Raw genomic sequence first — 14,668 nt, forward strand, 5'->3', positions numbered from 1 at the left:
AGCGCGGAGACGCTCAAGTGAAGTCAGGAAGTCTCCATCGGTGCATTAATGGGAATCTGCATGATGATCTGGGCCCCGCCGGCCTCACGGTTGCCCGCCCGGATCAGGCCCCCATGCTCCTCCACCAGTTTCTTCACGATGGCCAGGCCCAGGCCCGTTCCCTTGGGCTTGGTGGTGACATAGGGTTCAAAGACCGTATTGCCCATATCGTCGCCGAAACCGGGCCCGTCGTCCTCCACCACCACTTCCACCTGGTCGGTCTGGACATCGGATACCAGACGGCGGCTGACAATTCGTACCCGGGCCCCGTCCTCGGACCGGGAAGCCTCCTGGGCGTTGCGAACCAGATTGTGCAGGGCCTGGCGGATACGCCCGGCGTCCGCCCGAACCCGCGGCAAGTCCGTATCGAGATCAAGGGAGAGATGGGGACCATCATCCAGTCCTCGATAGAGATCCGCCACCTCCATGATCAACTGGTTGATATCCAGCAGGGTGAACTCCAGGTCGGGACTGCGGGCATAGTCGCTAAAGGCCTTGACCATGGCCTTGAGGGCCTCCACCTGCTGAACGATGGTGTGGGTGGCCCGGTCCAGGGTACCGGCATCATCCACCCGCTCCAGATACTTGTGCCGAATCCGCTCCGCCGCCAGCTGGATGGGGGTCAGGGGATTACGAATTTCATGGGCCAGTCGCCGGGCCACCTCCCCCCAGGCTGAATCCCGCTGTGCCTGGACCAGCATGGTGATATCGTCAAAAACGATCACATGACCCGGCTCGTCCTCGCCCGGGAACGGCAAGGCCTTGCAACGGCAGATGAGCAGTCGCCTCAGGGTGCGACCGGGCAGGGCCAGCTCTTCATGCCATTCGGCATCGCCCTGATGAATATGCGCCATAACCCGGTCGGCCAGCACCTTCAGGCGGGGCGAGGTGCCGGCCAGCTCCATCAGCGGCCGGCCGGTCTCCGGTAACAGCTCCAGTTCCAGAATCTGCTCGGCGGCAGCATTGGCCGCCCGAATCTTGAGATCGGAGTCCAGGGCAATCACCCCCGAGGTGAGTCGGGCGAGTACCGCCTCCAGATAAGCCCGCTCTGCTTCCACTTCCCGGCGGCTGCGCGCCGCCTGCTCCCGGGCCTCCTGCAAACGACGGGTCATTTCATTGAAGGACAGGGCGAGAAAGCCCACCTCATCATGGGCCCGTAGCGGTAATCGGGTGTCCAGCTCGCCCCGGGCCACGGCCCGGGTCCCGGCGGCCAAATCCTGGATCGGTGCCACCAGGCGACGAGCGAAGTGAAAGGCACCGACGATGGCCAGCAAAAGACTGAGCAGCAAAACCAGTGACAGGGTCAACACGAAACTGATGCGGATCGGCGCCCGATAGAAATCCAGCTCCCGGTATTGCTGCCAGGCGGTCTGGACCCGCTCGGCCAGCTGGCTCTGGCGGGCCGGCACCGGGAAACGGGCCTGCAGAATTCTGGGGGAAGCCAGTCGCTCCGGCTCCGGCAAAGTCACCAGGGCACGCACGTGGATCAGTTCCCCCTCGGCTTCCGGCGAATCCAGCCCCACATAACTGCCGCTGCGACGGGCCTGGCTGATCAACTCCCGGGGTGGCTGGCTGGGCAGAAAGCCCCGGCCGAACTCGCCGCTGGTGGCCAGTATCTGTCCATCACTGGAAAACACGGTCAGTTCCGTGGCTTCCAGCTCACGACGATAGGACTCCAGCCGGGAGGCCAGAACATCCATCGAAAGTCCGGCCACATTCTGTGCCACCACTTCGGTCTGGGCTTCCTGATCCCGCATCCGGCTTTCCAGTGCGGCACGACTGAGGGCCAGGGATTCCTCCAGGGCCGACTCGATGCGGACATCAAACCAGGAATCAATGCCCTTGGTGATGAACTGCAGGGAGAAATAGAACACCAGGATGACCGGCACGAGCGCCAGTACCGCAAAGACGCCGACAAAACGAGCGGTTAATCGGGAGCCGGGCCGACGAGCTCGGTACTGAATGATCAGATGACCGAGATTGAAACCCAGCAAGATGACCAGCAGGGCCACGCCCAGAATATTGAAGCCCAGCAACCAGTCGTGCAGGCGATCAAAATCAGTGGCCTCCCGCTGGGTGGTTTCCGCCAGCATCCAGAGCGCGGCCAGCATCAAGGCCAAGCCGAACAGCGTCAGCAGGGTAAGACCGAGTTTTCTCAGGAACGAAGGGTCCACTGATACCATCCACTGGAAAGACGGGAATTGGCGAACAGGCGGGCAATCAGGCCGAGCCCGTCAGGGCGCTCTTCGATCTCCAGATGCACCCGCATGCGGATTTCGTAACGAGTGTCCGGATCCAGCCGCGCCTCATCGATGACCGGGACATCTTCAATACGACTGACTTCGGAGATGGCCGCCCCGTAGGTTTGAAAGCTTTGCCGTCGCTGAGTCTGGGCGTTTTCCACCACGTACAGACGCGTCAGCGGCTGGAACTGGATTTTGTGGGAACGCTCAAAGCCGGTTTCAGTGGCATCCCGCCACATGAAACGTGGCCGAATCACTTCCACTTCCACCTTGACCCGCAGGGGCAAGCCGTTTTCCAGGGCATCCAGGGCCTCGTCGCTGAGACTATAGCGTACATCCGCATTGAGATAATGGACGCCATCCACTTCTTCGGTAAAGCCGGTAATCAGGGTAATGCTGCCGGCGTACAGCTTGGCGGCAAACAGGCACAGCACAATCACCAGCAGCCAGCTAAGCGCCGATACAGGAAAAGATTTATGCGAGGCCTGATACATGGAGCGGTCACGTCTTACAAGGGCGTTGCGGGAAACAGACACCGTTGCGTTATCAATACAGGATTGTGTATCGATCACGGCGAAAAAGATAGGTTCCCGGAAAATTTTTCTTGCCCTGATGTTCACGCCCGCTTCGGCTTTCCGGTTTTCTCCAGAGCCCCATAGTAAAAGCCGTCCCCTCCATCGATCCGGGGCAGGTACTGGATTCCGGGGCCGGCTGGCACGGCCGCAGGCAATGTCAGGGATTGGGGCAAGGCATCCGGTTGCGCTGCCAGGAAACGCTCAAGAACGCCCTCGTTTTCCTGCCGAAAAATGGAGCAGGTGGTATAGAGCAGACGTCCGCCCGGCGCCAGCATGGACCAGGCCCCCGCCAGGATCGCGGCCTGCTTTTCCGCCAGGCCAGCTGCGTCATTCGACCGGCGCAGATACTTGATATCCGGATGGCGCCGAATCACGCCCGTGCCGGAACAGGGCACGTCCAGCAGGATGCGATCAAAGGACTCGCCATCCCACCATGACTCGGGATGGGCCACATCCCCCGCCCGAATGTCCGCCGACAAGCCAAGGCGATCGAGATTCTCGCGAACCCGCCCCAGTCGATCCGGATCGACATCCAGGGCCAGCATATGAGCGATGTCCGGACAGGACTCCAGCATATGGGCGGTCTTGCCACCGGGGGCAGCACAGGCATCCAGCACCCGCTGGCCGGGAGCCAACTGCATCAGTCCGGCCACCTGCTGGGCAGATTCGTCCTGAACAGAAAAGAGGCCCTCGGCAAAGCCGGGTAACTGATCCACGCTGCAAGGCTGTGACAGCCAGACCGCGTCCGGGGCATGGGGTCCAGGGCGAGCCTCGATGTCGGCCTCGGCTAGTCGTGCCAGAAAGGCATCCCGCCCGCCCTGCTGCTGATTGACTCGCAGAATCATGGGGGGCGGGGCGTTGCCCGCCGCCAGAATGCCTTCCCAGTCCCCGGGCCAATCCGACTGACATTGGCGAATCAACCATTCCGGATGCTGCCATCGGGCGGTGGGAACGGCTTCAGCAGCCTCCCAGAGGGCTTCCTTTTCGCGCTGGAAACGGCGCAAAACGGCATTCACCAGACCGGCCGCGCGGGGCCGGCCCAAGGCTCGGGCCGCCTCCACGGTTTCAGACAGAGCCGCATGGGTGGGAACGCGGGTGGCGACCAGTTGGTGAAGCCCCAGCAGCATCACGGCATTGATAATGCGGTCCCGCTTACGTAGGGGTTTGTCCAGCAGGCGGCCCAGTATCCACTCCAGCCTTGGACCCTGACGCAGGGTACCGAACACCAGGGCCTGCAACAGGGCCCCATCACGGGCCGACAAGCCCTGGCGGGCCCGCGGCAGGCGATCGCTGAGGCTTGCCTGCTCCGCCATGACAGCGTGAATCAATTCGGCGGCCCGGGCCCGGGTGTCGGCTTTTTTCATCGCGTATTCGTCTCCGCATCCCGGCCCAACATCACCCCGGCCTTTAGCCCGGCATTGGCCAGGTCCCGCGCGGAAATGGGGCGTTTACCGGGCAACTGCACAGTCTCCAGTACCAGCGCCCCCTCGCCACAGGCAATCACCACCCCCGACTTGCCGGCCCGTATCACTCGCCCCGGGGCCGCCTGCCTATCGCCTTGATGAAGGTGGGCAGAATGAATACGAAGTACGCGTTTCCCCCATTGGGTCTGAGCCACAGGCCAGGGATTGAAGGCCCGCACTTGTCGTTCGATATTCATCGCTGGCGCATTCCAGTCAATCAAGGCTTCGGCCTTCGTTAACTTACGGGCGTAACAGACCCCGGTCTCGGGTTGCGGCTCGGCCTTGATACGTCCCATGGCGAGACCGTCCACCACATCCAGAATGCAGTTCCCCCCAAGCGCGGCAAGCTTGTCATGCAGACTGCCGCCGGTTTCATCGGCGGCGATGGGTAGCGGGCGGCGCATCAGCATGGGGCCGGTATCCAGGCCTTCATCCATCTGCATGATGGTGATGCCGGTCTCGTCATCGCCAGCCTGAATGGCCCGCTGAATGGGGGCAGCCCCACGCCAGCGAGGCAGCAGGGAGGCATGAATGTTAATGCAGCCCATCCGGGGCAGTATCAACACCGCCCGGGGCAGTATCAGACCATAGGCGGCCACCACCATGAGATCCGGGGCCAGGGCCTTTAGGTCGGCCTGCGCCTCGGCGTCCAGCCGCTGAGGCTGGTAAACGGGGATATCCAGCGACTGGGCGGCCTGCTTGACGGGGGAGGGCTGCAGACGACGCCCGCGACCCGCCGGTCGGTCCGGCTGGGTAAAGACGCCCACCACCTGATGCCCGGCATCATGCAGGGCATCCAGGGCGGGGACGGCAAAATCCGGCGTGCCCGCATAGACGATGCGCAGGCCGCCGGCGGCGTTATCGGGCAAGGACATCCGGCTCAAATAACCGGCTGGGCGGGTTTTTCGGGTTCCTTGCGGCCAGCCTGGATGGCCCGGCGCTCCTTTTCCAGGCGTTTCCGGACCATGCGGCGCTTGAGCTCGGACAGATAATCCACAAACAGCTTGCCGTTGAGATGGTCGATCTCGTGCTGGATGCACACCGCCAGCAAGCCATCGGCTTCCATTTCAAAAGACTCACCATCCCGGCCCAGTGCCTTAACCCGGACCCAATCCGCTCTCTTGACCTCGGCAAAGATCCCGGGGACGGACAAACAGCCCTCTTCCATGACCTCTTCGCCCCGCTTTTCCAGAATCTCCGGATTGATAAAGACCCGGGGCTCGGAACGGTCATCAGAGACATCAATCACCAGTACGCGCTTCTGGACATTAACCTGGGTTGCCGCCAGACCGATGCCGGGAGCGTCATACATGGTCTCAAGCATGTCATCCGCCAATTGCCGGATCTCATCATTGACCTCCGCCACGGGCTCGGCCTTGCGACGCAGACGATGGTCGGGATAGCGCAGAATAGTGAGTTTCGACATGACGGCTCCGACGCGAAACGGATTGGTAAAATTCGTGCAATTCCAGATAGATTGCTGCTATTGTTACTATTGTACTAGAAACCGACCCGAATCTGCAGGCCGCTCAATGCCTGAGACAAGCCGAGCGGCAGGGGGTTCCGAGCCTGACAGGCGCAGCCGAAACCGCCCACCTCGAGCGGTTTCGTAACACAGCATCAGCAAGTATAGGACGAGGGGAGCGAACGATCATGGCCAAGGCAGTCCATCATGGCCCGGCAGCGGCAAACCCGGTGAATTCTTCCATCCATGCCGCCCGAGGCCTGAGCGACCCCCTTCCCGCCACCGCGCCCCGGATCCTGATCCGCGGGCTGGCCTGGGCGAGCATCGCCGTGTTGGCGCTGACCACCGCCTGCGGGGGCACCCCGGAACCGGCACCGGAAGAGGCCGAAGAAACGGTCGAAGAAGCACCGCCGGAAGAGACCTTTGTCTCCGACCCGGCCCCGGTGGAACCGGCGGAAACCGCCCCCCGGGAGTACATTGTCCAGCGGGGCGATACCCTATGGGACATCTCCGAGATGTTTTTGCAGGACCCCTGGCTATGGCCGGAGATCTGGCACATCAATCGCCAAATCCGGGACCCTCATCTGATCTATCCGGGTGATGTCATCACCCTGTTCTACCGGGATGGTCGTCCTCATCTGCAGATCGAGCGCGACGGCGAGATTTACCAGACCACTCTGCCCATTGAACGGCTGAGCCCGCAGGTTCGGGTGGAAGGCCTGCCCCGGGCGATCCCCTTCATCCCCATCGACACCATCCGCCCCCTGCTGCGTCGGCCCCAGCTGATGACCCGGGAGATGATCGATGATGCCCCCTATCTGCTGCGCTCGGAGGACGGCCGTCTGATGACCAGCGCCGGTGACCGGATCTATGTTCGCAATCTGAACGATACCGATGCCCGCCGCTTCACCATCATGCGCCCGGGCCAGGATTACCGTGACCCGGAAACCGGCCGCCTGCTGGGCCAGGAAGCCATTTACGTGGGGCAGGCCGAGCTGCAGCGCGGCGGCGACCCGGCCACCTTCTTTGTCACCCAGGCGAATCGGGAAGCCTTGGAAGGGGATCGGCTTTTCTCGGTGGAAGACCGGGTGTTGGAGCGGGATTTCTACCCCCGCGCGCCGGACGATGAAATCGACGGCCAGGTGATCACCTCTATTGAGGAAGGCGAGCTGATCGGCCAGTACCAGACGGTGGTCTTCAATCGCGGTAGCGATCATGGCCTGGCCATGGGCCATGTCCTGGAGATCCTGGAACGGGGCGAACGAGTCCGGGATCGTGAGCAGGGCCGCTTTAGTCGCCAGGTTCGCTTGCCGGACGAGACCATTGGCCTGGCGCTGATCTACCGGGTAGAAGAGGAAGTAAGCTTTGCCTTGGTGATGCGGGCCGAAAAGGAAATATCGGAAGGGGACATGATCCGCAATCCCCGTCAAAGGATCCGCACGCCGCAAACCCGTGAACGCCGTTTCAACTGAACGATAGCGATTTGAGCCAGGAATCCAAGGACGAAGAACTGGCGGCCTGGTTGGCCCTGGCCCGCATACCGGGCCTGGGTGCAACAGCCAGGGAGCGCCTGCTTGAGCACTTTATGTCGCCCCGAGCCGTGTTTCAGGCGTCGGAGCGGACGCTGTCGGGCTTTCAACTGGGAGAGGCCACCCGCCGCCAGCTGGGCGAACCGGACTGGGCCGGGGTGGAAGCGGACCTGCGCTGGCTGGAAGCCGAGGACCACCATGTCCTGCATGAATTGGACCCGGCCTATCCCCAACAACTGCGTGAGCTGAACGACCCACCCCCCCTGCTGTATTGCCGCGGACAAACCGAACACCTCCACGATCCGGGCTTGGCCATGGTGGGCAGCCGCAACCCCACCCGGGGGGGTCGCGAGACCGCCGAGGCTTTCGCCGCCGCTCTGTCCCGCATGGGGCTGGTGATCACCAGCGGTCTGGCCATGGGCGTGGACGCCGCCGCCCATCGGGGTGCGGTCAAGGCCGGCGGCCCCACGGTGGCTGTACTGGGCTGTGGCGTGGACATCCCCTACCCCCGATCCAATGCCGAACTGGCGGAACAAATAGCCGCCCAGGGCTGTCTGGTGAGCGAGTATCCGCCGGGCACCCAGCCCCGCCGGAGGCATTTTCCAAGCAGAAACCGTATAATAGCGGGTTTGTCCTTGGGCACCCTGGTGGTGGAAGCCGCCCTTCGCAGCGGTTCTTTGATCACCGCCCGCCTGGCTGGCGAACAGGGCCGGGAGGTATTTGCGGTGCCGGGATCGATTCACAATCCGTTGGCGCGGGGCTGCCATCGCCTGATTCGCGCCGGGGCCAAGCTGGTCGAGTCCACTGACGACATCTTCGAGGAGCTGCGGGACGTGGTGTCCCTGCAGTCACCGACTCCGTCCTCCCCTGAGGCAAAGGCGGCACCCTCTGACAGTCATACGGAGGGCGATCCGACTTACACACGCCTGCTGGAAGCGGTGGATTACTCGCCCACACCGGTGGACCTGATCGTGGAACGGTCTGGATTGACCGCCGCCACGGTATCCTCCATGCTGCTAATGCTGGAGTTGGAAGGTCGCATTGAATCCGCCCCGGGTGGTCGCTACACGCGCAGGAGCTGACAAGAGCATGCGAACCAAAGAAAACGTCCTCGACGTGCTCATGTATTTGTTCGAGAACTACATGGGCGAGGAAATGGAAGAACAGGAGACCGACCAGGCCACCCTGTTTAGCGAACTCGAGGAAGCCGGTTTCCCTTCCACCGAGATTCAAAAGGCCTTCCAGTGGCTGGAAGATCTGGCCGACGGGGGCCAAATCCTGGAGTCACAGACGGTGACCCGGGAGTCGGTACGGATATTCAGCCCCCTGGAACAGATTCGGATTTCCCCGGAATGCCGTGGATTTCTCATCTATATTGAACAGATTGGCATCCTGGATCCCCTGCAGCGTGAACGGGTGATTGATCGCATCATGGCCCTGGAGTCCCCCTCGGTGGACCTGGACCAGGTGAAATGGATCGTGCTGATGCTGCTGTTCAACCAGCCGGGCCAGGAAGAAGAATATGCCCGAATGGAAGACCTGGTCTTTGACGACACCCCGGGCCACGTGCACTAAAGCGGCTCGGATGGCTTCCGGGCCCGTCATCCCACTTGCGTTTAGCTGACAACAAAAAGGCGCCATGAGCAGTCATCTGGTTATCGTCGAATCCCCGGCCAAGGCCCGCACCATCGAGAAATATCTCGGCAAGGACTTCAAGGTCCTGGCCTCCTACGGCCATGTCCGGGACCTGGTCCCCAAGGAAGGCGCGGTCAAGCCGGATGAAGGCTTCGCCATGCGCTATGACGTCATCGAGCGCAACAAGAAACATGTGGATGCCATCGAGAAGGCCCTGAAAAAGGCCGATGCCCTCTACCTGGCGCCTGACCCCGATCGGGAAGGGGAGGCCATTGCCTGGCATCTGCTGGAGTTGCTGCGGGAACGCAACGCACTCAAGGGCAAACAGGTGTATCGGGTGGTCTTCCACGAGATCACCAAGAGTGCCATTAAGAAGGCCATTGAGGACCCGCGAGAGATTTCCGCCGAGCTGGTCAATGCCCAGCAGGCCCGCCGGGCCCTGGATTATCTGGTGGGCTTTAATCTCTCCCCCCTGCTTTGGAAAAAGATCCAGCGCGGCCTGTCCGCCGGCCGGGTCCAGTCGCCGGCCCTGCGCATGATCGTGGAGCGGGAGCGGGACATCGAAGCCTTTGAACCGCAGGAATACTGGAGCATTGACGCCGAAGCCGACAAGGACGGTCAAGGCTTCCAGGCCAAGCTCACCGAATACCAGGGCGAGAAGGTCAAGCAGTTCTCCATCACCAATGGGGAGCAGGCGCAGGAAGTGGAAGCGAAGCTGAAGGCCGCCGCCAACGGCGCGCTGAAAGTGGCCAAGGTCGAGAAGAAGCAGCGCAAGCGGAACCCGGCCGCGCCCTTCACCACCTCCACCCTGCAGCAGGAAGCCTCGCGCAAGCTCGGTTTCGGCGCCCAGCGCACCATGCGTCTGGCCCAGCAGCTGTATGAAGGCCTGGACCTGGGCGAAGGCGCCACTGGTCTGATTACCTATATGCGTACCGACTCCCTGGCCCTGGCCGGCGAGGCGGTGAGTGAAATCCGCGACGTGATCAAGCAACGCTACGGCAGCGAGAATGTGCCGGAGGCCCCGCGCACCTATCGCACCAAGGCCAAAAACGCCCAGGAGGCGCATGAGGCCATCCGCCCCACCTCTGCGGCCCGCACGCCGGACAGCCTCAAGCAGGTGCTGGATCGGGATCAGTTCCGTCTCTATGAGCTGATCTGGAAGCGGACCGTGGCCTGTCAGATGGTGCATGCCCTGTTCAATACCGTGGGCGTGGATCTGGCCTGCGGGCCCGGCAATACCTTCCGCGCCACCGGCTCGGTGCTGGTGGAGCCCGGCTTCATTGCTGTCTATCAGGAATCCTATGACGACAAGAAGGCGGACGACGACGAAGACAAGCTGCTGCCGCCGCTGGAAGAAGGCGAGACGGTGACACTGCAGCAACTGATCACCGAACAGCACTTCACCGAGCCGCCGCCGCGCTTCACGGAAGCCAGCCTGGTGAAAACCCTGGAAGAATACGGCATCGGTCGCCCGTCTACATACGCTTCGATCATCTCCACCCTGCAGAACCGGGAATATGTGGAAATGGATCGCAAGCGCTTCTTCCCCACCGATGTGGGCAAGGTGGTCAATGACTTCTTGACCAAGCACTTCACCCGTTACGTGGATTACGACTTCACCGCCAAGCTGGAAGACGAGCTGGATGCGGTCTCCCGTGGCGAGAAGGACTGGATTCCCCTGATGCAGGATTTCTGGGGCCCCTTCCATGAACGGGTGGAAGACAAGGAAAAATCGGTCAGTCGGGAAGAAGCGGTACAAGCCCGCGACCTGGGCACCGACCCCAAGAGTGGCCGGCCAGTCAGTGTGCGTTGGGGCCGCTTCGGGCCCTTCGTCCAGATCGGCACCAAGGACGATGAGGAAAAGCCCAAGTTCGCCGGCCTGCGGCCGGGTCAGAAGATCGACAACGTCGAGCTGGACGAGGCCCTGGCCCTGTTCAACCTGCCCCGGGAACTGGGCGAGACGCCGGAAGGTGAGCCGGTGCAGGCCAATATCGGCCCCTATGGCCCCTATGTGAAATACGGGCGCAAGTTCGCCTCCCTGGGGGAAGAAGACGATGTCTACACCATCAAGCTGGACCGGGCCCTGGAAATCGTCGCCGAGAAGAAAAAGGCCGATGCCGAGCGCATCATCCATGACTTCAAGGACGAGGGGATTCGCGTCCTCAAGGGACGCTTCGGCCCCTATGTCACCGACGGCAACAAGAACGTCAGTGTGCCCAAGGATCAGGAACCCAAGGACCTGACCCTGCCCCAGTGCCGGGAGATGATTGCCAACGCCCCCGAGAAAAAGGGCCGCTTTGGGCGTCGCAAGAAGGCAGGCAAAAAAGCCGCCAGCAAAAAGACCACGAAGAAAACCGCCAAGAAGAAGGCGAGCAAGAAGAAAGCCGGCAAGAAAAAGTCGGCGAAGGAAAAGGCCGCCAAAAAGAAAAAGACCGGCAAGAAACAGGCGGTCAAGGAAAGCTAGCCCCGACCATGACGAACCCGTCTGCCAGCTCGGCGTCTCCCCGGGGCACGGACCTGAATGCCGCGATCGCAGCACTCAGGCCCGGGGGCTTGGTGGCCTATCCCACCGAAGGGGTCTATGGCCTGGGTTGTGATGCCTTCAACGGCGAGGCCGTACAAAAACTGCTGAGCCTCAAGCAACGCCCCTTCGACAAAGGCCTGATTGTGATCGGGGCCTCCCTGCTGCAACTGGAGCCCCTGCTCCATCCCCTGAATCGCCGTGACCGGGACACCCTTAACGCCAGCTGGCCCGGTCCGGTCACCTGGATTGTGCCGGCGGCCGATGATTGCCCCGACTGGCTCACCGGCGGCCGCGATACCCTGGCGGTGCGGGTACCGGATCACAGCCTGGCCCGCGAGCTCTGCCAGCAGTTTCGCGGGCCGGTCACCTCCACCAGCGCCAACCCGTCCGGCCAGCCCGCGCTGACCGATGCCGACGAGGTGGCCGCCGCGTTTCCCTCCGGCCTGGATTACTTGCTGGACGGGGCCGTGGGCGGGCGCAACGGGCCCAGTGAGATTCGGGAACTGGCCAGCGGCAAGGTATTGCGAGGCGAATAATGAAACAAGAACCGGTGGACAAACAGGCGGTCAAGGCCTACTTCCACGACCTCCATGACCGGATCACGAAGTCTCTGGAGGCCCTGGATGGGGGCGGGTGCTTCCATCGCGATGCCTGGACCCGGGAAGCGGGCGGCGGCGGCGAGAGCCGAGTCATGACCGAGGGGGATCTGTTTGAACGGGGGGGGGTGAGCTTCTCCCATGTGATGGGCGATTCCCTGCCTGCCTCGGCCTCGGCCCGCCGCCCGGAGTTGGCCGGACGGGGTTTTGAGGCCATGGGGGTCTCGCTGGTGATGCACCCCTGGAACCCCTATGTGCCCACCACCCATCTCAATGTCCGCTTCTTCGTGGCCGAGAAGGCCGGCGCTGACCCAGTATGGTGGTTCGGCGGCGGCTTTGATCTCACCCCCTATTACGGCTTCGACGAGGATTGCCGCCACTGGCATGAACAGGCCCGGGCCGCTTGCCTGCGCCATGGCGATTCCCTCTATCCGCGTTTCAAGCAATGGTGTGATGAGTATTTCCACATCCAGCACCGGGATGAGCCCCGGGGGATCGGCGGGCTGTTCTTTGATGATTTCAATGAGCTGGGCTTTGCTGACAGCTTCGCCTTCATGCGCTCGGTGGGGGACCACTTTCTGCCCGCCTATGAACCTATCGTCCAGCGCCGTCGTGACCATGACTATGGCGAACGGGAGCGGGAGTTCCAGCTCTATCGCCGGGGCCGCTATGTGGAATTCAACCTGGTCTATGACCGGGGCACCCTGTTCGGCCTGCAATCCGGCGGCCGCACCGAATCCATCCTCATGTCCATGCCCCCCCGCGCCCGCTGGGAATACGACTACCACCCCGACCCCGGCACCCCCGAAGCCGAGCTTTACTCACACTATCTGGTGCCCCGCGACTGGGTTTGAGGAGTTGACGGAGACTGGCTGTGGGAGGGCCGTGGTAGGAGCGGATTCATCCGCGATTGGCGTGGCTGGATAGTTTGGTGGCAGCATAAAGCATAATCGCGAATAAATTCGCTCCTACGGGCTTTTCCATCCTTCGTGTCCTTCTGCCTTCCTTCGTGTTCTTCGTGTCCGCCTTTCCTTACCCGCTACACCCCCCAGCATTTGTTAAACTGCCCACGCACTCGACACAGGACACCCCGATGAATCAGCAGAGCATTGATTGCGTGGAAATGAGCACCGGCGATGAGCCGGAGGTGAGCATTATCTGGCTGCACGGCCTGGGAGCCGACGGCCATGATTTCGAGCCCATGGTGCCCCAGATGCAGCTGGACGGGGCCTTATCGGCTCGCTTTATCTTCCCCCACGCACCGGTCCGCCCCGTGACACTGAACGGCGGCATGCCCATGCGGGCCTGGTATGACCTGGTGAGCCTGGAACGCAACTCCCCCCAGGACCTGGCCGGCATCGACGAATCCGCCGCCACCGTCACCCGCCTGATTGAACAGGAACGCAAGCGGGGGATTGCCGACGACCGCATTGTGATTGCCGGCTTCTCCCAGGGCGGCGCGGTGGCCCTGCATACCGCCCTGCGCCACCCCCATCGCCTGGCCGGGCTGATTGCCCTGTCCACCTATCTGCCCAAGGCCGAATCGCTGGAAGAAGAAGCCAGCAGCGCCAACCGTGAGCTACCCATCTTCATGGCCCACGGCGCCCAGGACCCGGTGGTGGCCCCCAATCTGGGCGAGGCCTCCTTCCGCCACCTGGAACGGCTGGGCTACCCGGTGAAATGGCGCACCTACCCCATGCCCCATGCGGTCTGCCCCCAGGAGATCGGCCACATTCGAGCCTGGCTGCTGAGTCTGTTCGGGAAGGGCGAATGAACACCACCTTCGAGGGTTACCGGGTCCTGGTCACCGGCGCCAATCGGGGCATCGGCCTGGCTTGTGCCCGCGGCTTCGCCCAGGGCGGGGCCACGGTAGGGCTGCATTATGCCAGTGACCGGGAAGCCGCCGAGTCGGCCCTGTTGGACCTGCCCGGCGACAGCCATCAGCTGTTTCAAGCGCGTCTGGATGAAGTGGCCGACTGCCAACGCCTGGCCGATGAAGTCGAGACGACACTCGGTCCGCTGGATGTGCTGGTGAACAATGCCGGCGTTTTCCGCCACAAGCCGGTCTCGGAGATGGATTTCACGGAATGGCAGAAGATCTGGGACGAAACTCTGGCGCTCAATCTCAGTGGCCCGGCCCACTTGAGCTTTCTGCTGGGCAAGACCATGGCGGCGAGCGGCCAGGGACGGATCATCAATATCTCCTCCCGGGGTGCCTTCCGGGGTGAGCCCGAAGCCCCGGCCTATGGTGCCAGCAAGGCCGGGCTCAATGCTCTGACCCAATCCCTGGCCCAGGCACTGGGTGGTGATGGCGTAAGCGTCTCGGGTGTGGCGCCGGGCTTTGTGGAGACCGACATGACCCGAGACCTGCTCAACAGCCTGACGGGAGACGCCATCCGCGCCCAAAGCCCCCTGGGCCGCACCGCCAGACCCTCCGATGTGGCCGCCGCCGTTTTATGGCTAGCCTCGCCTGGTGCTGAATTCGCCACCGGGACGATTATTGATGTGAATGGGGCCTCCCACCTGAGGCAATAAACCAAAAAACTGATCACCGATTTAATGACTATCCCACGGCCCTAGCCGACACCTCCACTCCCAC

General features: G+C 62.5%; 13 protein-coding genes. 8 read left to right on the forward strand and 5 right to left on the reverse strand.

Annotated features, from left to right (window positions below; all coding sequences use genetic code 11):
• Positions 1 to 23: 23 nt before the first annotated feature.
• The 5 genes from J2T60_RS10240 to def form a co-directional block, all read right to left on the reverse strand.
• Positions 24 to 2,213: a sensor histidine kinase gene (locus J2T60_RS10240; protein ID WP_253449520.1), complete on the reverse strand. Its 2,190-nt coding sequence runs from the start codon at positions 2,211 to 2,213 to the stop codon at positions 24 to 26.
• Positions 2,195 to 2,776 (reverse strand): DUF4390 domain-containing protein, encoded by a 582-nt coding sequence (locus tag J2T60_RS10245; RefSeq protein WP_253449523.1) that lies wholly within the window; start codon positions 2,774 to 2,776, stop codon positions 2,195 to 2,197. Before J2T60_RS10245 ends, J2T60_RS10240 begins: the two co-directional genes overlap by 19 nt.
• Before the next feature lie 122 nt (positions 2,777 to 2,898).
• Positions 2,899 to 4,221, reverse strand: a complete 1,323-nt coding sequence (gene rsmB, locus J2T60_RS10250; protein WP_253449525.1) for a 16S rRNA (cytosine(967)-C(5))-methyltransferase RsmB — start codon at positions 4,219 to 4,221, stop codon at positions 2,899 to 2,901.
• On the reverse strand, positions 4,218 to 5,195 hold the full coding sequence (gene fmt, locus J2T60_RS10255) for a methionyl-tRNA formyltransferase (RefSeq protein ID WP_374728485.1): 978 nt from the start codon (positions 5,193 to 5,195) through the stop codon (positions 4,218 to 4,220). Before fmt ends, rsmB begins: the two co-directional genes overlap by 4 nt.
• 5 nt (positions 5,196 to 5,200) lie before the next feature.
• A complete protein-coding gene (gene def / locus J2T60_RS10260; RefSeq protein ID WP_253449531.1) occupies positions 5,201 to 5,746 on the reverse strand; it encodes a peptide deformylase in 546 nt (181 codons plus the stop codon).
• A gap of 227 nt (positions 5,747 to 5,973) precedes the next feature.
• On the opposite strand from def, the gene J2T60_RS10265 reads away from it, so the two are divergent.
• The 8 genes from J2T60_RS10265 (at position 5,974) to J2T60_RS10300 (ending at position 14,604) form a co-directional block, all read left to right on the forward strand.
• On the forward strand, positions 5,974 to 7,257 hold the full coding sequence (locus J2T60_RS10265) for a LysM peptidoglycan-binding domain-containing protein (RefSeq protein WP_253449534.1): 1,284 nt from the start codon (positions 5,974 to 5,976) through the stop codon (positions 7,255 to 7,257).
• Between the two features lie 11 nt (positions 7,258 to 7,268).
• Positions 7,269 to 8,396, forward strand: a complete 1,128-nt coding sequence (gene dprA, locus J2T60_RS10270; RefSeq protein ID WP_253449537.1) for a DNA-processing protein DprA — start codon at positions 7,269 to 7,271, stop codon at positions 8,394 to 8,396.
• 7 nt (positions 8,397 to 8,403) lie between these two features.
• Positions 8,404 to 8,889 carry a Smg family protein gene (locus J2T60_RS10275; protein WP_253449540.1) on the forward strand — a complete coding sequence of 162 codons (486 nt, stop codon included), beginning with the start codon at positions 8,404 to 8,406 and terminating at the stop codon, positions 8,887 to 8,889.
• A gap of 64 nt (positions 8,890 to 8,953) precedes the next feature.
• Positions 8,954 to 11,413, forward strand: coding sequence for a DNA topoisomerase I (locus tag J2T60_RS10280; RefSeq protein ID WP_253449543.1), 2,460 nt, complete (start codon positions 8,954 to 8,956; stop codon positions 11,411 to 11,413).
• 8 nt (positions 11,414 to 11,421) lie between these two features.
• Positions 11,422 to 12,009, forward strand: coding sequence for an L-threonylcarbamoyladenylate synthase type 1 TsaC (gene tsaC / locus J2T60_RS10285; RefSeq protein ID WP_253449546.1), 588 nt, complete (start codon positions 11,422 to 11,424; stop codon positions 12,007 to 12,009).
• Positions 12,009 to 12,923, forward strand: a complete 915-nt coding sequence (hemF, locus tag J2T60_RS10290; protein WP_253449549.1) for an oxygen-dependent coproporphyrinogen oxidase — start codon at positions 12,009 to 12,011, stop codon at positions 12,921 to 12,923. Before tsaC ends, hemF begins: the two co-directional genes overlap by 1 nt.
• 239 nt (positions 12,924 to 13,162) lie before the next feature.
• Complete coding sequence (locus J2T60_RS10295; protein ID WP_253449552.1) at positions 13,163 to 13,843, forward strand: alpha/beta hydrolase; 681 nt, start codon at positions 13,163 to 13,165, stop codon at positions 13,841 to 13,843.
• The gene (locus J2T60_RS10300; protein WP_253449555.1) at positions 13,840 to 14,604 is read left to right on the forward strand and encodes an SDR family NAD(P)-dependent oxidoreductase; all 765 of its coding nucleotides are present in this window, start codon (positions 13,840 to 13,842) and stop codon (positions 14,602 to 14,604) included. The genes J2T60_RS10295 and J2T60_RS10300 overlap by 4 nt, the downstream gene beginning before the upstream one ends.
• The last annotated feature ends 64 nt before the right edge of the window (positions 14,605 to 14,668 follow it).

It is taken from the genome of Natronospira proteinivora (assembly GCF_024170465.1).
GTDB lineage: Bacteria > Pseudomonadota > Gammaproteobacteria > Natronospirales > Natronospiraceae > Natronospira > Natronospira proteinivora.